This is a genomic window from Anabaena sp. TISTR 8404, from assembly GCF_056847745.1.
Genome location: NZ_CP180578.1, coordinates 5743432 through 5769633, shown reverse-complemented (window position 1 = coordinate 5769633; position 26202 = coordinate 5743432). Strand labels below are relative to the sequence as shown.

The following is a 26202-nucleotide window of genomic DNA, read 5'->3' as shown; positions in this document are numbered from 1 at the left end:
TCAGTCAATATTCTAGATGTTAGACGAATGACAAATGACCAATAATTATTCATCAGGTTCAATACTGCTGGATAAACCGTGAGTTTTCAATGTTTCACAGTAAAATTCAGCGTGTTCTAGAGCGCAGGTAATGACTAAAGCTAACCCGTTTGTATGGGCTTCCATCATGATGCTCACAGCTTGGGGCTGAGTGAGACTCGGTACGGTGGTTAATAGTACCTGCACCACATACTCCATAGAGTTGTAGTCGTCGTTATGGAGCAAAACGCGATACCGAGGGGCGAGCTTGCGGGATGTAGAACTCTTCTCAATGGTTTCGACAGACACGGTTCTTTGCTCTTGTTTCGATGATTTACTACAACGGAATGCCTATAGGCGATCGCTTAACAGCTTAACAGTTATTCACTTATTTTATAACATTAAATTCCAAACTCTCTCTTACCCAAAGGTTGGTTCTCAAGACAACCCCTACATCATTAGCGCCATTGTCGCTGAGGATGTGCCACTGTTAGGGAGAGAAAGCCTTATCTGGTAATTTAAACTTCCTTTGGCTAGTTATTTGGTGGACAGGTCGATGATTTGAGCTTTAGGTTAAAGGTGATAGATCAAAAGTTCACTGTATTATCTTTATGCGTTATCTAATTGGAGAAATGAATTATGGATGCCGAAGAGTTGCTCCAGCGTTACTTTACTGGTGAGAGAAATTTTATAGGAATTATGCTAGTACCTTGTGCTGACTTGAGTGGTGCTAACTTAAGCGGTGCTAATTTCAGTAGAGCTAGTTTGAGAGAAATTAACCTGAGTAGAGCTAATTTAGAGAAAGCTACTTTGGAGGAGACTGATTTATCTTTCTCCAGTTTGGTAAAAGCTAATCTTAGGCAAGCTAACTTGAAAGGAGCCTTGCTTCAAGAAACTGCCTTGGCTGAAACTATTTTCGAGGAAGCTAATCTTAGAAATGCTCAAATTGCTTTGTGTTCTATGCTGAGAACCAATTTTAGAGGAGCTACTTTGGATAATACATCTTTTACTGAGTGTATATGCCGAGATACTATCTGGTCTGATGGCAAAGTTATTAACGATACCATTAACTAGGCATAAGTTATGATCGCAATCTCCTGTAACTTGGGTGAAACGCAGTGAACCCCAACAAATGATAACGACAAAAATATCTCAACTCAATGAATAAAACTCACACTACTTTTCTTCGTTTCAGACTTCATACTTCATACTTCATATTTTTGTACTAGCTACGTGATTATGGATACACACCCAGAATTTCAACCAGGACAAATTGTATCTTTAGAGCATGGTGACAAAAATTTGTACGCGGAAGTGATTGAAGTTGTTGTGTCCCGTCAGTTGTGTTGGGTGCGTCCTTTACTGCTGGCTAACCATACTCAAGAACCGCCATTAATTACAGACTTGCGAGACGCATCTGACTTACTTTGGCCTATCCAATTATTTCGCCCTGCTTTAGACACAGAAGTCATTACCCTGTTGAGTCAGGTTTTAGTCAAAGAACCAAAAGGCGAACCAGATTTTGTTGCTAAACAGCAACTGCATCAATTTATTCAGCAGATGTGGCAATCTCAAAAGTCTGAAGTGTGAAGTATGAAGTCTGAAATTTGATACTTTTGCGTTGCATCTCAAACCTAACCCCCAACCCCTTCCCTTGTAGGGAAGGGGAGCAAGACTTAAAGCCTCTCCCCGCGTCGGGGAGAGGTTTGGAGAGGGGTTTTAAAATAAGTCGCACACCACGTTAATTCAGGCTTCAGACTTCACACTTCATACTTTTCAAGCGTAGCGAATACCAGCATCCTTCATTCGCTCGATTGCTTCTTGCATACGTTCCTCAGAAATAGTTAAAGCAATGCGGAAGAAACCTTCACCAGATGCACCGTAACCGTTACCGGGAGCTACCATAATGCCACATTTGTCAAGCAATAAATTTACAAATTCCGCAGAAGTATAGCCAGCAGGAACAGGAACCCAAACGTAAAGAGTAGCTTTTGGCGGCTGAATCGGCCATCCTAAAGATTGCAAACCTTTAACAATAGTGTCGCGGCGATTTTGGTAAACAGACATCAAAGTTTGCAGTTCGGCTTCTGAAGTATTGTAAGCTGCGATCGCTGCTTTTTGAATTGCCTTAAACACTCCCGAATCAACGTTCGTTTTAACCTGTCTTAAACCTTGAATACCTAGTGCATTACCAGCTACAAAACCAACCCGCCAGCCTGTCATATTGTAAGACTTAGACAAACTGTGAAACTCAATGGCGATATCTTTTGCCCCAGGAACTTGCAACACACTTGGCGGTTTGTAGCCATCATAAGCCATTTCTGAGTAAGCATTGTCATGACACAGCAAGATGTTGTACTGCTTACAGAAATCTACTAATTCTGCAAAAAATTCTAGTGTTGCTACTCCCCCAGTTGGGTTATTTGGGTAGTTAATCCACAACAGTTTGGCTTTTTGAGCAATTTCTTCAGGAATTGCGCTTAAATCTGGTAAAAACTGGTTTTCTGCCTTCAGTGGCATGGTGAAAGGCACACCATCAGCAAAAATTGTGGAAGTGCGATATACCGGATAACCAGGATCGGGGATGAGTGTATAATCTCCTGCTTCCACAAAAGCTAAAAAAGTATTATGTATTGCTTCTTTAGAACCAATAGACGCTACAACCTCTGTATCCGGGTTTAACCCAGTTACCCCAAACCGACGTTCCATCCACTTAGCAGCCGCCTGACGAAATTCTTGCATACCTTCGTAAGGCGGATAGTTGTGAGTAGCAGCGTCATCAATCGCCTCATGCATTACCTGGAGAATGTGTGCAGGAGTCGGTTTATCAGGGTCGCCTATTGCCATATTAATGATGTCAACTCCCTCGGCGACGAGTTTTTCTCGTTTACGGTTAATTTCAGCAAAGAGGTAGGGAGGAATTTTTTCTAGGCGTTTAGCGAATTGCATGGCGACTTAATACTAATGCAAACATTAATGCTGATTAGCACAGTTTACGCCACACCAGGTAACTAAACAGTAAATCTCACAGAAAAATACAGGTCATCATCAAAAAACCGCTTCCACAATACACAAGACACCAGAAGCAAGAATAACAAATGACCAATGACCAATGACAAAAATTAATATCCCCAGCTTGGAACTAGCTTGACTCGGCCAGCATCCATTTCTGCCATTAATAATTCCAAAGCTTCAAAGTCTACATCCGAGATATAGCCCATTTGGGTTAATTCGGAATTGATTTCATTTTCTATCTCTGGAGTTAATTTTTTAATGTCAAGGGCTTTTTCTACCAGTTGGCGAATAGCGTACTTACTCCTACTCATATTTATTAACCCATTTTAGGTAATACTAAATTATCCGGGATAGAGCTAAGTATAAATTGTGATCTAAACGCTAAAATTTAGTGATTTAGATCACATATTTTTTGTTGAAAAATTTACCCTTAACTCCATCTTATTCTTTCCAAATGACCGTATTTACTCTCATACTTAGCTATAGCTGAATAGGCTTAAGTATCCACAAATTAAGCTTTCCCAGCAAAGTTACGGATGAGTGATTTATTCCGTGGCTGTCTATGTTGATTGTTTTAGAACCGATGTTTAAAAAAAGTATATATAATTACATTTTACCCTGTATTTATGACAATCTTTAAGGATATACCCTTTAGCCATAAAGATTCAGCAAAGAGATGTAAGACGTATGGTCGATGCCTGAAAAAAGAGATTATGTTCAAATAAATCTCAGGTTAAAGGTTTAATAACTCTAATTTAGGATGTCAATATGCAAGCAGTGCTGGAATGCCCAAAAATTACAGTTATTCGTCAACAGGGCAACCTCAATGCGGCAAACGCATTGGAATTTGAACGAGATTTGACCGCAGCATTAACACAAAATGATGTCTCAATCTTGCTTGTGGACTTGGCAGCGGTAGAATCATTAGACAGCGCAGGGTTAATGGCATTAGTATCTGCACTGAAGTTGGCTCAAAACTTGGGACGGAGTTTAAAGCTATGTTCTGTGTCTCCAGCCATTAAAATTATCTTTGAATTGACCCAACTTGATGGGGTATTTGAGTTTGAAGATAATGCTGAGTCGGTTACTGTAAGCCCATAATTGTAACACAAAATTTATCTTTGCTACAAAATTGTGTAAAGGATATTGTCAGTTGCAAAGATAAACCTATGGTTAGACCAGATAAATGCTAAGGTTGGAGGTGGTTATCTGTAAATAATAAAAAAGCTAGAAGATAGCACAGTGGCTGTTGCAGTTGAAAAATTAATCACATCGGATATTTTAAAACCCGCGCGTTACCTCGGTAACGAACGCCTAGCAGTACATAAGCCTTGGGATACGGCAGTGATTAGGTGGGTATTAACATACCCAGAAGTCTATGAAGTTGGCTCGTCTAACTTGGGGCATATCATTCTCTATAACATTTTGAATGCCCAACCGCGCCAATTATGCGATCGCGCTTACCTCCCAGGTACAGACTTAGCAGCTAAACTCCGGGAAACAAACACCCCCTTGTTTGCTGTAGAGTCAAAGCGATCGCTAAAAGAATTTGACATCTTAGGTTTTAGTCTTAGTTACGAATTAGGTGCAACCAACATCTTAGAAATGTTGGATTTAGCTGGAATTCCCCTGACATGGCAAGAACGAGCAACAGGGAATTACCCGCTCATCTTCGCCGGAGGACAAACGGCAACCTCAAACCCGGAACCATACGCCGACTTTTTTGACTTCTTCGCTTTAGGTGATGGCGAAGAACTCTTGCCAGAAATCGGCATGGTATTAGAAGAAGGTAAACAAGCCAATTTGAGTCGCCGCGATTTACTCTTCGACTTGGCACAAATACCAGGGGTATACGTACCGCAGTTTTACGACATGGCCGCAGATGGTTCAGTCCATCCTAACTCCCCAGATATACCAAAACACATTCTCAGAAGAGTTGCGACCCCCATCCCCGCCTATTCCATTGGGTTAGTTCCCTACGTCCAAACAGTACATGATCGCTTAACAATTGAAATTCGCCGTGGCTGTACTCGTGGCTGTCGCTTTTGCCAACCAGGAATGCTTACCCGTCCAGCGCGAGATGTGGAACCAGAAAAAGTTGTAGATGCCATCGAGCAAGGAATGCGGGCGACTGGTTACAATGAATTTTCCTTACTATCCCTGAGTTGTTCTGATTATTTAGCCCTACCAGCGGTAGGGATGGAAATTAAAAATCGGTTAAAAAATGAAAATATTTCCCTGTCGTTGCCAAGTCAGCGTGTAGATAGATTTGATGAGAACATTGCCAACATCCTCGGTGGTACGCGCCAAGGTGGATTAACTTTTGCACCAGAAGCCGGAACCCAAAGGATGCGGGATATCGTTAACAAAGGTTTGACGAATGAAGAACTCTTAAGAGGCGTGAAAACAGCTTGGGAACAAGGCTGGGATAAAATCAAACTCTATTTCATGATTGGCTTGCCAGGTGAAACAGATGCAGATGTTTTAGGCATCGCAGAAACGGTACGCTGGTTACAACGAGAATGTCGAGGTAAAGGCAGAAGACCGCTAAACTTTAACCTCACAATTTCCAACTTTACGCCCAAACCGCATACACCATTTCAATGGCACTCAGTAGGTACTGCGGAATTTGAACGCAAGCAAGACCTACTGCGCCAAGAATTCCGCCGGATGAGGGGAGTGAAGGTGAATTACACCGATGTCCGGATTTCGGCAATGGAAGACTTTATTGGCAGAGGCGATCGCACATTGGGTAAAGTCGTCCGTCGCGCCTGGGAATTAGGTGCAGGTATGGATTCTTGGTATGACAGTTTAGATAAAGCTTTCACCGCTTGGGGTCAGGCGATCGCAGAAGCAGGTCTAGACTGGAAATACCGCCAAGTCGAAAACGGCGAATGGAACTTGTTTCCACAAGAAACTACGAAGACACAAGAACAAGGAGACAACTTAGCAACGCCACTTGCTTCAACGGAGGAAACCTCCGCAACGCAGTGGCTCCTCAGCACTCCCCTTCCTTGGGATCATATTGATACCGGAATCGACAAAAAATGGTTGAAAGAAGACTTACAACGCGCCTTAGAAGCAGCAATTGTCCCCGATTGCTCTTTTGAAGGATGTTCGCATTGCGGTGTCTGCGGCACAGACTTCGGCCACAATATTGTGATTGAACCACCGCCTATCCCCCAATTTGCAGGTGAGTTTGTCCCGAACACAACCAAAGTACAAAGATTGCGTGTCTGGTTTGGTAAGCAAGGTGACATGGCTTTGCTAGGTCATCTGGATTTGCTGCGTTTGCTTGACAGAGTTGTGCGCCGCGCGAGTTTGCCAGTGGCTTATACAGGTGGATTTCACCCAAACCCACGCATTATGATTGCTAGTGCTTTACCTTTAGGTGCTACTAGCAATGGCGAAATCGTCGATTTTGAGTTAACTACAACTGTAGACATCAAAACTTTTCAAGCAAAGTTAGTGCAGGAACTTCCTACAGATATACCTGTGTATCGTGTAGCAGAGATAGATTTAAAATCTCCATCTGCTAACCAAGCCTTAGCAGCAGCCGAGTACCTGATTACGGTAGCAGTACAGACTGAAGCTACACCTGCACAATGGCAAGATTGGATGGATGCTATTTTAGCCAAGGACGAAATTAACGTAGAGCAAATAACAAAGTCAGGCAAAACTCAGGTAGTAAATCTGCGCGATCGCATGTTTGAATTGGCATTAGTAGAAGCTCACAATAGCACAGCAGAATCTACCGCCATTCTGCGTTATCTAGGTAGTTGCCGCAATGACGGCGTTTCCTTGCGTCCTGAGCAAATCCTATCTATGCTAGAAGTAGTTGCAAACCGAGAATTTCAACTTCTGCAAATTCACCGCAATCAGTTAGTTTTAGGAGTATAATCCCTAAAGGGTAACTTGCCAGTAGTTGCCCTGATGTAGCACATCATGGGAATTGATTTTTAGCAAGGTTGCGTTAGAATGAGGTGAAGAGAAATTTTCTGGCGCTGCATTGAATTAACTAGTTCACTACCCTTATACTCAGGGAGCGAAAGCAAAGATACTAGAGAGCAACTTCTAGGATTTTATCCCAGACAAGCTGAAGCGGATTAAAAAACAACCTCTCTTGATAGCAACTTGAGTGAACTATTAACTTAAAAGCAGGCTCCGTCGGCAACTCTTACTCTATTTTTTTTTAAACAACTGCTGAATGCCCAATCCCTAGGTGGTGCGGGTATCGCATCAAAAATCAACCACGGACGGTTGATTTATTTACTTAAACAATATGCAACCGTTCTGTAATAAACAGGCGTGTAAACGCGATTACTCAGTCATTAGCTCTTTAACTTTGAAGCTCAGCTTCACAAATTTTATTATCAGCAGTACCTTTAGTAGCTGGCAGAGGCGAGGGACATGACCAACCGCCAGAACTACATCTGTGCTGCCAATTTTTGAGGAAATTGAATGCCAAAACAAATTATCATCGCAGAGCAGCATCAAATAGCTGCCGTATTTTCTGAAGATCAAATACAAGAACTCGTTGTAGCCACAGGCCATCACCAAATTGGTGATATCTACTTAGGTGTAGTAGAAAACGTATTGCCCGGAATTGACGCGGCTTTTGTAAATATTGGCGATCCGGAACGTAATGGCTTTATTCATGTAACCGACTTAGGCCCATTAAGGCTAAAGCGGACAGCAGCAGCCATTACAGAACTCCTAACACCACAGCAAAAAGTGCTGGTGCAAGTAATGAAGGAGCCTACGGGTACTAAAGGGCCGAGGCTAACTGGTAACATTACTTTACCTGGACGCTATGTAGTACTGATGCCCTATGGTCGGGGCGTGAATTTATCTCGCCGAATTAAAAGTGAAAATGAGCGCAACCGGCTCCGGGCGTTAGCAATCTTAATCAAGCCGGCGGGAATGGGTTTGCTAGTGCGTACAGAAGCAGAAGGTAAACCAGAAGAAGCCATCATGGAAGACTTAGAATTGCTACAAAAACAATGGGAAGCAATTCAACAAGAAGCACAATCGACCCGTGCGCCCGCCCTGTTGAACCGAGATGATGACTTTATTCAGCGCGTATTGCGGGATATGTACGGTGCAGATGTCAACCGGATTGTAGTTGATTCCAGCACTGGACTGAAGCGGGTGAAACAGTATTTGCAAAACTGGAGTGGCGGACAGACACCACAAGGATTGTTGATTGATCATCACCGCGATCGCTCACCCATATTAGAATATTTCCGCATCAATGCGGCGATTCGAGAAGCCCTGAAACCAAGAGTAGATTTACCTTCTGGTGGCTACATTATTATTGAACCCACAGAAGCACTTACAGTAATTGATGTTAACTCCGGTTCGTTCACGCGATCGGCAACAGCCAGAGAAACAGTATTGTGGACAAACTGCGAAGCCGCCACAGAAATTGCCCGACAATTGCGACTGCGGAATATTGCTGGGGTAATTGTTGTTGACTTCATCGATATGGAATCACGGCGCGACCAATTGCACGTCTTGGAGCATTTCAACAAAGCCCTGAAAGCAGACAAAGCCCGTCCTCAAATTGCCCAACTCACAGAACTTGGCTTAGTAGAACTGACTCGGAAGCGCCAAGGTCAAAACATTTACGAATTATTTGGTGGAACTTGTCAAACCTGTGGTGGTTTAGGACACGTTGTCCATCTGCCTGGAGAAACCGAAACTCGCTTACCTACCCCAGCAGAACTGCCAGAACGTTTTGTACCCTTACCGCAAAGAGAACCCCGTTTGCCCGTAGCGCGGATTTCAGAACCAAGAGAAAGCTTTGATAGCTTTGGTGATAATTTTGATACTGATTCTGACTTAAGCGCCTTGAATTTAGTGAACCATCCTAGTTATCACGAATTAGGGGATAACAATAAGCGTGGTAGTCGCACTAACCGTCGTAGAAGAATTGGTATCAATGGCGCAAATGGTAAAGATGAATCACGGTTGGCTCCTAACTCTCTAGGTTTTGATCCTGATACCGAACTAGACCTGGACAACGAAGTAGACTTAAGCCCAACACCAGAAATTCCCACACCCAGCTTAGGCAAATCAGGTTGGACAGAAAGAGTCGAACGCAATAAAGTCATCAAAACAGAACCTGTAAAACCAGTGGTTGAACCACCGGAAATTAGAACTGTAGAAATGACTTTAGAAGAACAAGATGTTTTTGCCTTAATGGGAATATCTCCCTTAGTGAAATTAGATCGGGAAGTAAAAAATCCCAAGTCGGTGATTATTAACATTGTGCAGCCCGGACAAGGGACAAGTACACCACCAGAACCACCCTCAGATATAACTATTCCCGAAACACTTCCTAAGACAGTAAATACATTGCCTATAGAACCAGAGCCAAAATCCTTACCAGAAGAACCAATTGATTCAGAAGGATTCACCGCGCCCACTGCTGAAGAAACTGAGGCAAGTCTTACGGCCACAGGTAGCCGTCGCCGTCGTCGTCGTTCCTCGGCTGTAGAATCAGGTAATTCCACTTTTGAGGAAAGTTAATATGCTCTATGGTAGAGATAAAAAAAACTGCTGCTAATTCGTCACTAAATTTAGGTGAACTGAATTGGCTGGAGTTTTCCCCCCCTTTATCTGGGGTTTCTGGGCTAGTTGCCGGAATCGATGAAGTTGGGCGTGGTGCTTTATTTGGCCCCGTAGTTGCAGCAGCCGTCATCCTACCAGCTGATGCTTTTTCAGAATTGATAGCGGCTGGGATTAAAGATAGTAAAAAGCTATCTAGTTCTCGCAGAAAATATTTAGCAGAACAGATTGGTCAGCTGGCAACAGATTGGAAAATCGGTTTTGCTGCAACTGCTGAAATTGATCAAATCAATATTTTGCAGGCAACGCTGTTAGCCATGAAACGGGCTGTACTCAAATTGAAAGTACAGCCTGTAATCTGCTTGGTTGATGGTAATCAGCTAATTAAAGACTTGCAAATACCTCAGCAAACAATAGTGAAAGGGGATGAGCGATCGCTTTCCATCGCAGCTGCTAGTATTGTGGCTAAAGTTTGGCGTGACGAATTGATACTGCGTTTAGCATCAAAGTACCCTCAATACGACTTAGAGCGTAATAAAGGATACGGTAGCCCAAAACATTTACTAGCATTGCGACAATATGGGCCTTCATCCCTGCATCGCAAATCCTTTAGCCCTTGCCAAATTAGCCATTAGTTCTTTGTTATTTATCCTTAGTTATTTATGTTACTAAAGATAAATAACAATTCAATAAATTACTCCAAATTCAATATTGATAACTCTTGACTATCTTCTTCTAGGGATTTTACTTGCATTTGTGATATTACCCAATGACGATAATCCGCCAGTAATTGATGTAACAATCTTTGCTTAACTGTCATCAATACACTCTTGAGTAAGCCATTGCCAGTAGCTTCTAAAATCGGTTTTGGGGTAAGAGAAAATGGTGGAGGTAATTCTACTTGTACTTCCAAATCGGCTCTTCCTTCTAAACGAGTACCGCTACTGTGGTGATAAGGAGATAAATGTCCTTGTAAATTGAGAGCAAAACGCTGGTTAATATATTCAAATCCAAGAATTTCACAACCTACCGATCGCAAATAAATTATGCCACTGGATTCTGCCCAAACTCTCATATCTACAGTAGGTTGAATGCTGAGTGTCATAAAAGATAGAGGACGCATTTTTAAACGAAATACTTCCTCAGAAAGCTGTTGAACACGGCTATTATCAACTAAAGCATTCACCAACCTTTGAGGCTGCCGCAAGTAATGTTGAATAGGAATAGGCTGTTGCGGTACAGCAATTTTTACCGATTGAGAAGCAGTAAATCTTGTAGGCATGATTTGCAGACAGCAATTATTTGATACTTTTATATAGTAATAAATTTAGTGTAATTCTTATTTTAATGGAATAAATAAGCCTGAGTTTAAGTTAAATTTTTAATGATAGATTTGCTGAATAAGTTATTACTATTTTTAAATTATAAATCAATTCACAACTATTTTATGAAAATATTTTTTTAAAAACAGATATAAAAAGTATAAAAAATTATACCAGTATGAACAAAGAATGCGATCAATAAGAGAACACGTTGATTTCTTCTGCGCCTCTGCTTTCTTGCTCAAATAATGCCTAAATGTACAATTTAGGTTTGTAACAGCTTAGTGTCTATTAACTTTTTGTATGCTGAGGTAATCCCTACTCACAAAGAGTTGATTTTGCGTTCATGAAGCACCACTTTCACATATTGCTACTGTTGTTTTGGTTAGCTATTGGTACAGCCCTACGCTTTGTGCGTCTAGCATCTTTACCACCTTGGACTGATGAGTGTGCCACGATGGTTTTTAGCCTGGGAAATAGCTTTCGCACAGTACCACTTAATGAAATTATTAGTTCAGATATACTGTTGCAGCCATTACAAGTTAACCCAACAATTGAAATTAATACTGTTATTGAACGGCTGCTGACTGAGAGTACTCATCCTCCTGTTTATTTTGTATTAGCCCATTTGTGGATGAAAATTTTCTCATCCACAGGGGAAATCGCCTCAATTTGGGTAGCGCGATCGCTCAGTGCTATGTTAGGTGTGATATCCATTCCCGCTATGTTTGGCCTTGGCTATCTTACCTTTCGTTCTAAGTTAGTAGGGCAAATGGCAGCTGCAATGATGGCAGTTTCTCCATACGCTGTTTTTCTCGGTAGGGAAGCGCGACATTATACTTTGGCGATGTTATTAATCATCGCTTCTTTATGTTGTTGTGTGAAAGCAATTCAAAATATCGATCGTCAGCAATCTCTGCCTATATGGATAATCTTAACTTGGGTAGTAATCAATAGTTTCGGAGTAGCAACCCATTATTTTTTTGCACTAACTTTGGCTGCTGAAGCCTTGATATTATTCGTGCATCTTTGGCGTAACAGTCAGCAAAATACTAGGCAAACTTATTGGCGCATTTGCATACTTGTTTTAGGTACGCTGATTGGATGTGTTGTTTGGATACCATTGCTGCACAGTATACCCAATAACGACCTAACAACCTGGGTTGCTATTAGTAACCCCCATACCAGATGGTTAGAACCAATAGGACGATTACTGTTGTGGAATATGAGTATGCTGTTGCTTCTGCCTTCAGCACTGACCAGCGTACCTTTAGAAGTTATTATTATTTCCGGTGTAGCAACTTTGCTGTTTTTGTTGTGGAGCTTACCTAAACTCCATTATGGTCTAAAAACTCTCAAAGATAATCTTAATAGAGTTTTAGCAAGACAAATCTTGGATAGTTATATTCTCACAGCAGTTTTTTTAATTTTATTTTTTACCTACGTTTTAGGTAAAGATCTAACTCTAGCCGCCAGATTTCAATTTGTGTATGCACCAGCAGTAATTTTGTTTTTAGGTGCTGCATTAGCAGGTTATTGGCAACATCAGGTAAATGGCAAAGTTGCGGTGAAAATAATTTTGCTGATAGCACTATTGGGAGGAGTAACTGTAGGTTGGAATATCGGTTATCTGCAAAACCAACGCCCAGATATCTTAGCCTCACTCATACATAAAGCATCTCAAAGTAAGGTGTTAATCGCTACAACACATATCCATCACGGGCAAACTGGTAGGATGATGGGATTAGCTTGGGAACTTCAACAAAGACCTGATCTCAATGCACAGTTTTTCCTAACTGGTAAAGATGCAGACAATCAAAGTTACACTCAAGCAGTGCAAGTATTACAAGAAAAAATAGCTACAATTGGGCGACCTCTGGATTTATGGTTAGTTGAATTCCGTACACCAATCAATTTAGAATCTCAGCAATGTTTTCCTGATACACAATACGGTAAATCTGCTGGTGAATATAATTACAAACTGTATCGTTGTACAACATAAAACGGCAGTATAAGGTCAAACAAAGCGATTTAAATCAATGTTCTCTTTTAAGCTAGGTTTGCCTGCGGTATAGTCTATGAATCTGACAGTAATTACAGTTCCAACGCGATGTCTTTATCTATTGCTCATTTAGGCCCTCCAGGCACTTACGCAGAACAAGCAGCAGTTTTGTATGTCAACTGGTTGACCAAAACAACGGGAATTGAAGCTACTTTATGCCCGTACCCTAGCATAGCTCAGTCACTCCAAGCGGTTGCTGCTGGAAAAACTCAGTTAGCAGTTGTGCCAGTAGAAAATTCCATTGAAGGTAGTGTCACCATGACTATGGATGCGCTGTGGCAATTGGACAGTTTACAAATTCAGTTAGCTTTAGTCATGCCTATTGCCCATAACTTAATTTCTTGCGCTACTGGCTTGGATAGCCTTCAGAAGGTTTATTCACATCCCCAGGCTTTAGCACAATGTCAAAATTGGTTAGGTAAATTCCTGCCAACTGTACAAATCATTCCGAGCAATTCCACCACAGAAGCCCTACAATCGCTACAAGAAGATTTAACAGCAGCTGCGATCGCATCTTTTAGAGCCGCCCAACTCTATAATCTGCCGATTCTCGCTCAAGGCATTAATGACTATCCAGAAAACTGTACTCGCTTTTGGGTAGTTAGTCAAAATAACCCTACATCTGAATATCACAGAAATACACTAAATCCTACCCATAGCTCTTTAGCTTTTAGCGTACCTGCAAACATCCCTGGTGCGTTAATCAAGCCTCTAAAAGTATTTGCTGAGCTAGGAATTAATCTTAGCAGAATAGAATCTCGCCCTACCAAGCGATCGCTCGGAGAATATTTATTTTTTATTGACCTAGAGGCAGATATTAATGAACCAAAAATGCAATCTGCCATAGCAGATTTAACGAAGTACACCGAAATTTTAAAGATTTTTGGTAGCTATGCTGTCTTATCAGTCAACTCTCTGGCAGCATAATTCAAAAATTAACATTATTATTTGCCTTATCCCTTACAATATTGATATTTAACAGTTACTTGATGCAATTCTTGCATCTACATGAGGTAGATTACACTAGCCTCCTTTTCGTGATCAAAATATACTTTATTCAATTGCAAACCGCTGTAAGTAGCTATAGCAATTTCTGGTTAAATTTAGACATATTCTAATCATAAAATAAATATTCCAACAGACTTGTAAGCCTATTTACTGTTACCTATTCTCTGAAATATCATAAACTGCATACACTATCATGAATAAAGGTTTAATTCAATAACTCATTAATTTTTACTCAGAAATTAGCACTTCTAGCTAGGTCTTAGTGAATAATTATTTTCAGGATAAGGCAGCAAGCAGAAACAAAAAGGATTTTATAATATTTAATTTTTATTTACATATTTTGGTTATTTATAGCCCTGCTATTTTTAAGCATGTTACAAGTAGAGATTGTATAAGATTTTAAATTTAAAATAGAAAAATTTTTTAAACATAATTAAACTTTGATGACTATATATTTCAGTTATTCTCCATCAATAATATAATTTTGATACTTCATTAATAGTTGATTTTTTACTACTACAACAGCTTTCTATGACAATTAATAAATACTTATGCTTAGCAACTACAAGCGGTCTATTTTTGAGCCTACTGAATGCAGAGCCTAGCCTAGCCTTTTCTTTTACTAAAATTGCTGATAACCAAGATACCTTTAATTCTTTAGGTTTATTTCCTGCAATTAATAACGAAGGTGTTGTCGTCTTTTCAACTAACCTAGAATCTAACGGAAAAGCCACTGGTATCTTTATTGGTAACGGTAGGGTAACTACTAAAATAGCGGACAATAGTAGTGCTTTTAGTGTCTTCTCTCCAGTTCCTGCAATTAATAACACAGGGACTGTTGCGTTCTCAGCTAATTTAGATGACACAAGTAGTGGAATTTTTACTATTAATAGAGGAATAACCACAACTATTGCCAATAGCCCCTATTCTCGTGACTTTGGAAATCCAGTTATTAACAATTTAGGACAGGTAGTATTCTCTGCACCCGTAAATACAGAACGTATTGGCATTTTCATGAGTAATGGAGTCGAGACTTCTTTGATTGCTGAAACTAATGATGTTTATACTACTTTGGATGGATATGCAATCAACGATCACAACACCATAGCTTTTGTAGCTAGTTTGAATGCTGGCGGACGTGAGATATTTTTTCATCAAGGTGAAACTACAACGCCTGTAGTTGAAACTAATGGAGAGTTTAACTTCTTGTTCACACCTTCACTGAATAACGAAAACACAATTGCTTTTCAAGGTGTTTTAGATAATTACACAACTGAAGGAATATTCACGGTTCAAAATGGAAATCTCAGCACTATTGCTGATACTAGCGGCCCCTTTAGTTTCTTCGATAACCCTGCCATCAATAATGAAGGCATAGTTGCTTTTAGGGGTGCTTTAGATACAGGAGGTTTTGGTATTTATACAGGCCCAGACACAGTAAATGATAAAGTAATTGCTGTGGGCGATTCTTTATTTGGCTCAACAGTAGTAGACCTTTATTTTTCCAATCAAGGTCTAAATGATGCTAATCAACTAGCTTTTTATGCCAAACTAGCAAATGGTACTACTGGTATCTTCCGTGCTAATCCCACTCAGTCTTCGGCACCCGTCCCTACACCTACTTTGTTGCCAGGAATCTTGATTTTAGGAATTTTTGGGAAGATACTCCGTTCAAAAACCAAGCGCATAAAGCATGAGCAGGACTTATGCAATCAAAAAGCTTAATTTGTCGAACTACCCTTTGGGCTTCAGCTAAAACACATATTCATTGGATAATAACTTCATGATGGCGTTGACCCTTGATAGTTACCAGTAAACGGTCAACACCATTAAATACGCAAGCTTTATGTGCAACAGCATACCAGTTAGCTAATGATGTTTTTCCACCCTAGGCGTTGGTTAGCTCAGCCATATTAGCCAAAAAGTAGTTGACCATAGTGTAGAACAATCTTAGAGTCTGCGTCAGCTCTCATAAATCTTAGCTTATGACTTTTGATTAAAAGTATCTTTCAGTACAGAACGGGCAGCTAAATGATTACGGGTAGAAGTTAAAATTTCTGCCTCTCGTTCTAACCTAGCAGCTGTATCTTGCATTTCTAGTAAGGACTGCTGTTCGGCAGCAACACCATAGAGGTTACTGGCTACCCAATAAGATAGCTCTATTGGCAAGTCTGGTAATTCTTCTGGCAGTTCAATGTTTTGTTCAGTCAACTTAGCAGAGAGGCGTACTACATCTTTAAGTAGCTGTTCAACTTGAGCACCTAAAGGGCGTAAATCTTTGGTTGGTGGTTCATCTTCTATCCACTGTACCAAACCTACGCGATAAGGCTTTTCACGCACATACTCCAAAACACGAAACCTTTGTTGCCCCAAGGTCAACATCTTCATCCGGTCGTCTGGTAAGCGCTGGTAGTGGATAATTTCTGCACAACAACCAACATTGGCAATTGTACCTTTTACTGGATCGACCATTAATACCCCAAACCTGCGATCGCTTTCCAAAATCGTGTTCATCATGATTCGGTAGCGAAATTCAAAGATATGTAAAGGTAGTGGTCTAGTAGGAAAAAGAACTACTTCGGGTAACGGGAACAGAGGTAGTTCACGAACAGCAATTCTCGAAGAAGATGTCATTGTTTCCTTAGAATAAATTTAATTTTAAAAATTTATTGTTCTCTGCTTTCCCGTACTTTGTTTACATTCTATCACTAAATAAAAAGCCCTGAGATCAATTTTCTCAGGGCTAACTCAGTATTCACACTATAGTCGTTGGTCAATAATAATTTTTTTTATAACTATTGACACTTGACTAACTACAGTTTGACTTCAATATCCACACCCGATGGCAAATCTAGCTTCATTAAGGCATCAATAGTTTTAGAGGAAGGCTGGTAGATGTCAATAATTCGGCGATGAGTGCGGGTTTCAAAGTGTTCGCGCGAATCTTTGTCTACGTGAGGCGATCGCAGCACGCAGTAGATTTTCCGTTTTGTGGGTAAGGGAATTGGGCCTATAGCTGTAGCGTTAGTTCGGTTAGCTGTGTCTACAATCTTCTCGCAAGATGTATCCAATAATCGACGGTCAAAAGCTTTTAAACGAATTCTAATCTTCTGCTGTTGTAGAGTTGCCATCTTTAATTTTCCAGGTTCTGTTTTATTGGGAGTGGGGAGTGGGGAATAGAAAACCTACTTCCTATTCTTCATTTCCTTTGATCGGGTCAGATAAAAGAGCAGAGAGGCATTTTACCATCTCTGCTCTGAGTTATTGGGGTAAAAAGGTACTACTTGAGGATTTTGGAGACGACACCAGCACCGATGGTGCGGCCACCTTCACGAATCGCAAAACGCATACCTTGTTCAATTGCGATCGGGTTGATCAATTCTACAGTCATTTTGATGCGATCGCCTGGCATTACCATTTCTGCTTCACTACCATCATCAGAGGTGAATGCGGTAATTGTGCCTGTTACATCAGTTGTCCGCACATAGAATTGAGGACGGTAGCCAGAGAAGAATGGTGTTTTCCGACCACCTTCTTTTTCGGTGAGTACATAAACTTCACCTTCAAATTGGGTGTGAGGGGTAATAGAACCGGGTTTAGCAATTACCATACCCCGTTCAATATCAGCCTTTTGGATACCACGTAGTAGTACACCTGCGTTATCCCCAGCCATACCTTCATCGAGACTCTTCTTGAACATCTCGATACCAGTTACGGTAGTGTTACGAGTGTCTCTGATACCTACTAGTTCTACAACATCACCGACTTTTACCTTACCGCGCTCAATCCTGCCGGTAGCTACGGTACCACGACCTGTGATGGAGAATACGTCTTCTACTGCCATCAGGAAGGGTTTGTCAATGTCACGCTCTGGGTCGGGGATGTAAGAGTCTACAGCATCCATCAAGTCGTAGATTTTATCAACCCACTTGTTCTCGCCGCGTTGGGTTTTGGGGTTCTTGACCATTGCTTCTAGAGCTTGCAGACCGGAACCTCTAATTACGGGAATATTGTCGCCATCGAAGTCATAGCTAGAAAGTAGTTCACGAACTTCTAGTTCAACTAACTCTAGCAATTCTTCGTCGTCTACCATGTCTTCTTTATTTAAGAAGACTACTAGTTTAGGAACCCCTACCTGACGAGCTAACAGAATGTGTTCACGAGTTTGAGGCATGGGGCCATCGGTAGCAGCTACTACGAGGATGGCTCCGTCCATTTGTGCTGCACCAGTGATCATGTTTTTCACATAGTCAGCGTGTCCAGGACAGTCAACGTGAGCATAGTGACGCTTGTCAGTTTCATACTCAACGTGAGCGGTATTAATAGTAATACCCCGTGCTTTTTCTTCGGGTGCGTTGTCAATTTGGTCGTAAGCTTTAGCTTCAGCTTTACCCAAAGCAGCCAAGGTCATGGTAATAGCTGCTGTTAAAGTGGTTTTACCGTGGTCAACGTGGCCAACAGTACCGATGTTAACGTGGGGTTTATTTCTTTCAAACTTTGCGCGTGCCATGAATGCTCGTTTCCTTTTTTAATTAAGCGTTCCCTTTGCTTTTTGCGATAATTGCCTCAGCCACGTTGCGAGGTACTTCATCGTAATGGCTAAATTCCATCGAGAAGATGCCCCGTCCTTGGGTCTTCGACCGAATATCAGTGGCATAGCCGAACATTTCAGCCAATGGGACTTTAGCAGTCACTTTGGCAATGCCTTGTTCAGATCCCATCCCTTCAATTTGCCCACGACGGGAATTGAGGTCGCCCATTACATCCCCAAGGAAGTTTTCGGGAACTTCCACCTCAACTTTCATCATAGGCTCTAAGAGGACTGGTGAAGCTTTGGTTGTTGCTTCTTTCATCGCCATTGAGCCAGCGATTTTGAAAGCCATTTCCGAAGAGTCTACGTCGTGATAAGAACCATCGACTAAGGTGGCTTTCACATCAATTAATGGATATCCAGCTAAAACGCCAGATTCGCAGCATTCTTTCATTCCTTGTTCTGCGGGGCTAATGTACTCTTTGGGTACAACACCACCAACAATCTTAGAAACGAATTCAAAGCCGCTACCAGGTTCACCTGGTTCCAAATCGATCACGACGTGACCGTATTGACCTTTACCACCACTTTGGCGGATGAATTTACCTTCAACTCTGGTGACGGCTTTGCGAATGGTTTCACGGTAAGCTACCTGTGGCGCACCCACGTTTGCTTCCACTTTAAATTCGCGTAACATCCGGTCTACGAGAATTTCTAGGTGTAATTCTCCCATCCCTGCAATCACTGTTTGGTTGGTTTCTGGGTCAACACTGACGCGGAAGGTCGGGTCTTCTTCCGAGAGAGATTGCAGAGCCTTGGACAATTTGTCCATGTCGTTCTTGGTTTTGGGTTCAACCGCAACCGAGATTACAGGCTCAGGAATAAACAGGGATTCGAGAATAACTGCTGCACCTTCGTCACAAAGAGTGTCACCTGTCAAGGTATCTTTTAAGCCTACTGCTGCGCCTAAGTCACCTGCTCGCAGTTCATCAACATCTTGACGCTCGTCGGCTTTCATCAGCACTAAGCGAGAAATCCGTTCTTTTTTATCTTTGGTCGCGTTCAGGACGTAACTACCCTTTTTCAGTACGCCAGAGTAGACACGAACGAAGGTGAGGCGGCCGTAGGGGTCAGCCATAATCTTAAATGCCAAAGCCGCTAGAGGTTCGTTGTCATCAGAACGGCGCTCTACGGTTTCACCATTTGGCAATGTCCCTTGAATTGGTGGAACATCAATGGGCGCTGGCAGATAATCAACTACCGCATCCAGCATCAATTGCACGCCTTTGTTTTTGAAAGCTGAACCACAAAGTACAGGCACAATAGTACCGGCAATTGTACCTTTACGCAGAGCTGCACGAATTTCATCTTCTGTGAGTGCTTCACCCTCGAAGTACTTAGTCATCAAATCGTCATCGGTTTCGGCGACGGCTTCGACTAGTTTGGTGTAGTACTCTTCGGCTTGCTCTTGCATATCAGCCGGGATATCTGTTTCTTGGATATCCGTTCCTTGGTCGTTGTTGTAAATATAGGCACGTTTACGTACCAAGTCCACAATGCCTTTGAAGTCGTTCTCGCTACCGATGGGCAGTTGAATTGCAATGGCATTAGCCCGTAGGCGATCGCGCATTTGCTCATGAACTCTGTAAAAGTTCGCGCCTGTGCGATCCATTTTGTTAATGAAGGCAATCCGAGGCACTTTGTAGCGGTCTGCTTGCCGCCAAACTGTCTCTGATTGCGGTTGCACACCACCTACAGAACAAAATACTGCTATTACTCCATCCAATACCCGCATGGAGCGTTCTACTTCAATTGTGAAGTCTACGTGACCTGGAGTATCGATAATGTTAATTTGATGATCTTTCCAACTGGTACTGATCGCAGCAGCAGTGATGGTAATTCCCCGCTCCCGCTCTTGCTCCATCCAGTCTGTTACAGCCGTTCCTTCGTGAACTTCACCAATTTTATGAATTATCCCAGAGTAAAATAATATTCGCTCTGTTGTTGTGGTTTTGCCCGCATCTATGTGCGCCGCAATACCGATATTGCGTACTTTCTCTAGCGGGTTAGTACGTGCCACAGTAGCCTCCTATAGTTTTTGCCTCATGATATCTTGTATATTACTCTTTGTTAAGATTCTATACTTTTACGGATTACCGTCTGGGTTTTTAAGTTGGCGATATATCGCTTCTAGAGGCAGGATATATCGCTGTTTTGCTTAATAACGATAGTGTGCAAAGGCCTTGTTCGCTTCTGCCATCCGGTGCGTTTCTTCACGCTTACGGATTGCGTTTCCGGTTTCATTGGCTGCATCCATTAATTCATTCGCCAATTTGCCGGCCATGGTGCGCCCTGGACGAGAGCGAGAAAATTGTACCAACCAACGCAACGCCAAGGTAGTACCCCGTTCTGAACGCACTTCCATTGGTACTTGGTAAGTTGCACCACCAACGCGGCGTGCTTTTACTTCTACTAAAGGTGTGGCATTACGCACAGCTCTTTCAAAGGTTTCTATTGCAGGATTCCCAGTGCGCTCCTCAATAGTTTTCATTGCATCATAAACAATGCGGGCGGCTAGGGATTTCTTTCCGTGACGCATGATCCGGCGAATCATCATGCTCACCAGACGACTATTATAAACGGAGTCAGGCGGAACTGGCCGCCTTTGAACTACACCTCGACGAGACATACTTTACCCTTAATTCGGAATTTGGCAACGAAATTATATGCTATCAGACAGCGCAGTATCGGAGTGGTGGAAGCTGCCACTCAGACTGCTGCAATTTTTTTACACTACAGTTGCAGCGACCCTGAATTGCTGATTTGCTATCCTTAATGGGACATGCAAAGCGACAACATCACAGGTATTAATTGCTAGATGAAAATGCTGCTGTCGCTTACAACAATTTCAATAAAACCTACACTTGCTCGCTGAGCGCAGGCTGGCAGTGGTAACTTAACTAATTTAACTTTTGAAAACAGACAATTTTATCTATTTTCACAACTGTTTGAGAGTGATCGCTAACTTTTTATATTTTTTAGCGCTTCCAGACAAAGCGACTAATCGCAATTAGGCACGACTAATCGCCTCTGCCTTATTTTTTAGCGCCTTCTTTCGGGCGCTTGGTTCCATACTTGGAACGGCCTTGCTTGCGGTCTTTTACGCCCGCTGTATCTAAGGTGCCACGGATGATATGGTATCTTACCCCTGGCAAGTCCTTAACCCGACCGCCACGAATCATGACCACGGAGTGTTCTTGTAAGTTGTGACCAATCCCTGGAATGTAGGCTGTCACCTCAAATCCAGATGTCAGTCTTACCCTTGCTACCTTGCGTAGGGCTGAGTTAGGCTTTTTAGGTGTAGTTGTGTAGACTCTTGTACAAACACCCCGGCGTTGCGGGCATTGCTTGAGAGCTGGAGATTTGGTTTTCTGACGCGCTTTTTCGCGTTCGCTACGTATTAGTTGCTGTATGGTTGGCATGAGTCACAGCGCGTGAAGCTGCTTAGGGGTCTAAGTTTTAACAAATCCTAATTATATCTTTTTTCGTGCTTTTCTGTCAAACTACTTTAACAAGGCAATTATCTAGATAGGCTTTCAGAAGCTAGGAGTGAGATTTCAAGGTAAATTCTGTACCAGTGACAGATTAATTTCAGGGTTTAAATCCTTACTTAATTCATTCTAATTCCTGAATTTTGACTTCTCGATTCTTATTCCTGGATTATGGACTCTTGAGTAATCGAAAATGAATTACCACAGCTACAGGTAGCAAAAGCTTGAGGATTGTGGAAACGAAAGCCTCCACCCATCAAATCTTCTGAATAATCTAATACTAAACCACTAACATATTGTAAGCTTTGATTGTCTACAAGAACTTGCAGACCACTCACCTCAAAAGTGCGATCGCTTTCTTGGATAATTTCATCAAATGACAAATCATAAAATAAATCAGAGCATCCCCCTGGTTTAACAGCTAACCTGACCAAGGCGTTGGGCTGTTGCTTTGACTTTAAGCGTTCAATTTCAATTTTTGCGGCTGGACTCAGTTGAATCATTGAATTTGTTTTGGCAATTGAAAGCCCACCTTAAACTATGACAGATGGTGTGACAAGAAACCTAAAAAACTGGTTTTTGCTATTCCATTTTAAATGAAGAGGTTTATTTGCAAAACCAGTGTGGGATTTATTCATTATCTGGGAATGTAAACTCACCTGAGTACTTAAGTCTTTGAATAATTCAGATTTTTTGCGTTAAAAGTACAAGCTAAAGTTTAGATTAAACATTTTGGCTATCGCTCCTCCGTAAATTTCTGGATGCTGCCGTCAGAAATTTACGGGGTGCAATTTCTAGTTTGCTAAATCCCTGTTCACCTAGTGGGATTAGTTTTCTGTCCGAGCATAATCATCTTGGTAGCGAATAATATCATCTTCACCTAAGTATTCGCCATTTTGTACTTCAATTAGCACTAAGGGGATCACGCCAGGATTCTCAAGACGATGAGATGTACACTGGGGTACATAAGTTGACTGGTTATTACCCAACAGCACTTCTTTATCCCCACAAGTTACTCTCGCTGTGCCAGAGACAACAATCCAGTGTTCACTGCGATGGTGGTGCATTTGCAAGCTGAGGCGGTGTCCGGGCTTGACTTCGATGCGCTTGATTTTATATCCACGTCCTTCTTCCAAAACTGTAAAAGAACCCCAAGGGCGCAACTCAGTTGCAGCAACGCCTCGATTAGCGATCGCAGCAGGTAGGGGTAAAGTCTTATTTGGTGCGGTTTCTTGATATTGAGCCATAGTTACCTCATTTGGAGACATAACAAGCTGTCCTTACTCTTAACCATTGATGGAAAAATCTGGCGCAATCTTGCAACCGTGAAAATCAGCAATTCAATTACACCTTGCTCACCATAGCAAAATCAAACTTTAGGGTGTAAAGAGTCACGGCTAAACTATGGTGAATACACAAACTCTTTATTTAGCAACCTAGGAGCTTATTCTAATCTTTAAAAAAAGGAAATTAGGATTAAAGGCTAGTATTAAGCCTATTTCACTAATAGGCTTTCATTTCTAGTCCCTAGCGCCTAATCATCTTTGTTGAAAGAAAATACCGATACCGTTATGTACACGAGCCGCAGTATTCGGAGAACGATCAAGTAATTGTCCTCCCAGGTAAAGACTGGTTGAACTGCCACCATCTAAATTGAGAGCATTAACACAGCCAAGCTGTTTCATCAATTGAGCATGTTCCGCTAGTGTCGGCCCTGCACCGCCTGCACGATTCTGTACAGCAGCGATCATCAGTGTACCTGAGGCATTGGTGCAAATACCACTGCGAACAGCCTTTTCAGCAATAAAAGCATTGCTGAATTTTTCCGCTTTAGCATCAAGAACAATTTGGCCGTTTTGGATTAACAGCGGCCCGGCTCCGACAATGTTGGGGTAACGGCTAAAATCAATGGGAGTTGTAGCACTAGACAGACTAACTTTTGTGCCTATAGGTAGTTGTGTAGCGGCAGTTGCAGCAGTGCCGCGTAAGGTTAGCAAGTAGCCATCCTGGGGAATGGGAATAGGAGTCTCACCAGCTTTCCCGCCAGTTAATTGACTGGTAACTTGGTCTTTTTGAACTATGAGGATAATTTCATTGTCTGTGAGGGGTGTATAACTTTGTCCCCAACTGGGAGTGTAACGAGCAATGCCGCTTTGAACATAACCGCTATTGAGAAATAGAATCGGCAAGCGTAAATTGTTAGGAGTGATTAAAGTTTCCTGTAAGGTTAAACGGCCTACGTAAAATTGCCCAGAATTATTCCAAGCGATCGCACCTCGGTTAAGAATCGGGCTAGATAACCACTGCCCATCCCGACGAATCGCGCCCAAAGGCAATCGATTGTTACGGTTAAAATAACCACCGTTAATTGCGGCTAATGCTAAGTACTGTTGTGCTGTTTGAATTAAAGGAGCAGTGCCAATCAAAGTCTCAGGACTTGTCCAAATTGGTTTTAAAGTTACTGCACGAGGGTTAGCTTCTAACCACACTACGGGGAAATGTTCTGAACCTAAACTGATAAATTGCTGTCGCCAGCGTAATCCTGATGCCCAAGCAATATTTCGCTCTACCATTGCATCGGGGCGAATTTCAATAATGAGGCGATTAGGGTTAGCTAATGTAGTGACACGAGGAGCCGAACCAAAGGGAACGCTGAGACTAATGATAGTTTGATTCTTAACCACCTCCACTTTTTGAATCAAGGTATCAGGGTCTGGTTGTGGTGGTGCTGCTTCTGGTATTAATTGTTTGAGTGGGTTGGGCAGTGATGGCGGTGGTGGTGCAGGTGTATAACGTTGAATTAAGGTAGGATCAGCTACAGCATCCAGAGTAATTGTCCATTCCCTATTAGGTGGTGTATTGACTTTAGGTGCGATCGCATCAGGATCATCTGGTGGTGGCGTTTGAGCTTGTTTAATGGGTAATCCTTGTCTGACAAACCAAGGTGTAGGGCGGTCTAAATCAACTAAAATACGGTTTTCTCGATGAGTAGCAATACTGGAACCTAATGATTGCTGGCTGGGAACAATATTTTTGATTTGAGATTGGGGCGTAACAATCACCAAAGTGCTACCATTGGTCTGTAACTGCCAATTTGCTTGTTTTGCAAAGTTAGTAATATCAAGATAGCGATATCCACCTTGTAGCTGAGTTACCAAAACCAGTGGGTTTGTAGCTGATGAAAACCATTGTATTGGTTGCCTGCTTGGGTTATTGGTATTTAAAAAATCGACTCCTATTATTTGTCGAAATACCCCATCACTAATATGTGTTGTCACTCGACCAGCTTTGCCTGGGCGCAGAAACCAAGTGCCTGGTATGGTACGACCATTGAGCGAAATTTGATTACCAGAAGATGGCGCTTTTAACACAGATGGTGCTGGTGCTGGTTGAGTATTGATGGGAGACGGTTGAGCTAAGGCAACCCAGGTAGGAGATAAACTCAGTATTGTGGCAAGGATTGGTAAGACATTTGCCTGCAAAACTTTGTGTTTCCTAGGCTTGGTCACAGCAGTATCAGATTTTTTTCGGCAACGGTTGGGCATTTTTACCATATTTTATTCAGTACTTTTGCAAGTTATCACCTCAGGGACAGACTGACTAATTGTGGGAAAATCTTTAAATAAGATGATTTAACTTTTAAAGAAACGTGATAATCTATATATTGGCTTGTTGTCTCTTATCAAGATCAACTAGTCATCTTCCCGCCAAAACCACTGTAACTGACTGTTTTAACTAGCACTAGTTCCCACCAAACTATATATATAGCTTTGGTCGTCAAATTTAAATTTAAAATACTCTTTCCTCACTCATAGTTGCTATTGTGTTACTTAGATGTGAGGCTCAACTGTTAGTAACAAAAGTGGCAACGGGTAATCAGCAAATATAGACAAAAACAAAAATGTTTAGGAATTGTCAAATGGGTATATAGTGTAATACGCTGATTTTGTTGCTGAATCAGGAATTTTGCAGCTTTTAGAATGGTAAATTTTTCAGTTTGAGTTTTGTGTCAGGTAAGCTGAGGCTGTCTACCTGAAAGACATCTATCATCTGAAAAAATTTAGAAAATACTTAGTTTTTGAATACAAAATAGATAATTCCAGGACAAAATGTAATTTGTCT

Annotated in this window: 23 protein-coding genes; 10 read left to right on the top strand and 13 right to left on the bottom strand. The window is 41.8% G+C overall.

The genetic code is table 11. From position 1 onward, the window contains the following. Positions 1-45: 45 nt before the first annotated feature. Entirely contained in the window at positions 46-327 is a 282-nt protein-coding gene (gene clpS / locus ACMX3D_RS25100) for an ATP-dependent Clp protease adapter ClpS (RefSeq protein WP_062297100.1), read from the bottom strand. On the opposite strand from clpS, the gene ACMX3D_RS25095 reads away from it, so the two are divergent. The 3 genes from ACMX3D_RS25095 to ACMX3D_RS25085 all read left to right on the top strand — a co-directional run bounded on the left by ACMX3D_RS25095 (position 311) and on the right by ACMX3D_RS25085 (position 1608). Further along, positions 311-535 carry a hypothetical protein gene (locus ACMX3D_RS25095; protein ID WP_482748510.1) on the top strand — a complete coding sequence of 75 codons (225 nt, stop codon included), beginning with the start codon at positions 311-313 and terminating at the stop codon, positions 533-535. The two genes, clpS and ACMX3D_RS25095, sit on opposite strands and share 17 nt — an antisense overlap. Positions 536-657: 122 nt before the next feature. Next, positions 658-1092, top strand: a complete 435-nt coding sequence (locus ACMX3D_RS25090; RefSeq protein ID WP_482748509.1) for a pentapeptide repeat-containing protein — start codon at positions 658-660, stop codon at positions 1090-1092. Between the two features lie 165 nt (positions 1093-1257). Next, positions 1258-1608: a hypothetical protein gene (locus ACMX3D_RS25085; protein WP_482748508.1), complete on the top strand. Its 351-nt coding sequence runs from the start codon at positions 1258-1260 to the stop codon at positions 1606-1608. Between the two features lie 186 nt (positions 1609-1794). Here ACMX3D_RS25085 and ACMX3D_RS25080 read toward each other — a convergent pair whose 3' ends face one another. Then, positions 1795-2967 carry an LL-diaminopimelate aminotransferase gene (locus ACMX3D_RS25080; protein ID WP_482748507.1) on the bottom strand — a complete coding sequence of 391 codons (1173 nt, stop codon included), beginning with the start codon at positions 2965-2967 and terminating at the stop codon, positions 1795-1797. Positions 2968-3140: 173 nt separating this feature from the next. After that, positions 3141-3344, bottom strand: coding sequence for a hypothetical protein (locus ACMX3D_RS25075; protein ID WP_482748506.1), 204 nt, complete (start codon positions 3342-3344; stop codon positions 3141-3143). Positions 3345-3801: 457 nt separating this feature from the next. Between ACMX3D_RS25075 and ACMX3D_RS25070 the strand changes: the two genes are divergently transcribed. From ACMX3D_RS25070 to ACMX3D_RS25055, 4 genes are all read left to right on the top strand, one after another. Next, positions 3802-4134, top strand: a complete 333-nt coding sequence (locus ACMX3D_RS25070) for an STAS domain-containing protein (RefSeq protein WP_482748505.1) — start codon at positions 3802-3804, stop codon at positions 4132-4134. A gap of 141 nt (positions 4135-4275) precedes the next feature. Continuing rightward, positions 4276-6933 (top strand): TIGR03960 family B12-binding radical SAM protein, encoded by a 2658-nt coding sequence (locus ACMX3D_RS25065; protein ID WP_482748504.1) that lies wholly within the window; start codon positions 4276-4278, stop codon positions 6931-6933. Between the two features lie 561 nt (positions 6934-7494). Next, the gene (gene rne, locus ACMX3D_RS25060) at positions 7495-9567 is read left to right on the top strand and encodes a ribonuclease E (protein WP_482748503.1); all 2073 of its coding nucleotides are present in this window, start codon (positions 7495-7497) and stop codon (positions 9565-9567) included. Between the two features lie 8 nt (positions 9568-9575). Next, positions 9576-10241 (top strand): ribonuclease HII, encoded by a 666-nt coding sequence (locus ACMX3D_RS25055; RefSeq protein ID WP_482748502.1) that lies wholly within the window; start codon positions 9576-9578, stop codon positions 10239-10241. 59 nt (positions 10242-10300) lie between these two features. Here ACMX3D_RS25055 and ACMX3D_RS25050 read toward each other — a convergent pair whose 3' ends face one another. Beyond that, positions 10301-10888 (bottom strand): DUF1997 domain-containing protein, encoded by a 588-nt coding sequence (locus ACMX3D_RS25050; RefSeq protein WP_482748501.1) that lies wholly within the window; start codon positions 10886-10888, stop codon positions 10301-10303. A gap of 386 nt (positions 10889-11274) precedes the next feature. Here ACMX3D_RS25050 and ACMX3D_RS25045 point away from each other — a divergent pair, with 386 nt between their 5' ends. The 3 genes from ACMX3D_RS25045 to ACMX3D_RS25035 all read left to right on the top strand — a co-directional run bounded on the left by ACMX3D_RS25045 (position 11275) and on the right by ACMX3D_RS25035 (position 15723). After that, a complete protein-coding gene (locus ACMX3D_RS25045; protein ID WP_482748500.1) occupies positions 11275-12930 on the top strand; it encodes a glycosyltransferase family 39 protein in 1656 nt (551 codons plus the stop codon). A 108-nt stretch (positions 12931-13038) separates the two neighbouring features. Further along, the gene (pheA, locus tag ACMX3D_RS25040) at positions 13039-13917 is read left to right on the top strand and encodes a prephenate dehydratase (protein WP_482748499.1); all 879 of its coding nucleotides are present in this window, start codon (positions 13039-13041) and stop codon (positions 13915-13917) included. A 612-nt stretch (positions 13918-14529) separates the two neighbouring features. Continuing rightward, complete coding sequence (locus tag ACMX3D_RS25035; protein ID WP_482748498.1) at positions 14530-15723, top strand: DUF7453 family protein; 1194 nt, start codon at positions 14530-14532, stop codon at positions 15721-15723. A gap of 258 nt (positions 15724-15981) precedes the next feature. Here ACMX3D_RS25035 and ACMX3D_RS25030 read toward each other — a convergent pair whose 3' ends face one another. From ACMX3D_RS25030 to ACMX3D_RS24990, 9 genes are all read right to left on the bottom strand, one after another. Further along, positions 15982-16632 (bottom strand): LON peptidase substrate-binding domain-containing protein, encoded by a 651-nt coding sequence (locus ACMX3D_RS25030; protein WP_482748497.1) that lies wholly within the window; start codon positions 16630-16632, stop codon positions 15982-15984. A gap of 179 nt (positions 16633-16811) precedes the next feature. After that, positions 16812-17129, bottom strand: a complete 318-nt coding sequence (gene rpsJ, locus ACMX3D_RS25025; protein WP_015113498.1) for a 30S ribosomal protein S10 — start codon at positions 17127-17129, stop codon at positions 16812-16814. 149 nt (positions 17130-17278) lie between these two features. Then, the gene (gene tuf, locus ACMX3D_RS25020; RefSeq protein ID WP_482748496.1) at positions 17279-18508 is read right to left on the bottom strand and encodes an elongation factor Tu; all 1230 of its coding nucleotides are present in this window, start codon (positions 18506-18508) and stop codon (positions 17279-17281) included. A 22-nt stretch (positions 18509-18530) separates the two neighbouring features. Next, the gene (fusA, locus tag ACMX3D_RS25015) at positions 18531-20609 is read right to left on the bottom strand and encodes an elongation factor G (RefSeq protein ID WP_482748495.1); all 2079 of its coding nucleotides are present in this window, start codon (positions 20607-20609) and stop codon (positions 18531-18533) included. A gap of 138 nt (positions 20610-20747) precedes the next feature. Continuing rightward, positions 20748-21218, bottom strand: a complete 471-nt coding sequence (gene rpsG, locus ACMX3D_RS25010; protein WP_482748494.1) for a 30S ribosomal protein S7 — start codon at positions 21216-21218, stop codon at positions 20748-20750. 406 nt (positions 21219-21624) lie between these two features. Further along, positions 21625-22011, bottom strand: coding sequence for a 30S ribosomal protein S12 (gene rpsL / locus ACMX3D_RS25005; protein WP_066377879.1), 387 nt, complete (start codon positions 22009-22011; stop codon positions 21625-21627). 227 nt (positions 22012-22238) lie between these two features. Then, positions 22239-22583, bottom strand: coding sequence for a HesB/IscA family protein (locus ACMX3D_RS25000; protein WP_482748493.1), 345 nt, complete (start codon positions 22581-22583; stop codon positions 22239-22241). A gap of 324 nt (positions 22584-22907) precedes the next feature. After that, positions 22908-23327: a phosphomannose isomerase type II C-terminal cupin domain gene (locus ACMX3D_RS24995; protein WP_482752422.1), complete on the bottom strand. Its 420-nt coding sequence runs from the start codon at positions 23325-23327 to the stop codon at positions 22908-22910. A 291-nt stretch (positions 23328-23618) separates the two neighbouring features. After that, positions 23619-25634, bottom strand: coding sequence for a phosphodiester glycosidase family protein (locus ACMX3D_RS24990; protein WP_482748492.1), 2016 nt, complete (start codon positions 25632-25634; stop codon positions 23619-23621). Positions 25635-26202 lie beyond the last annotated feature (568 nt).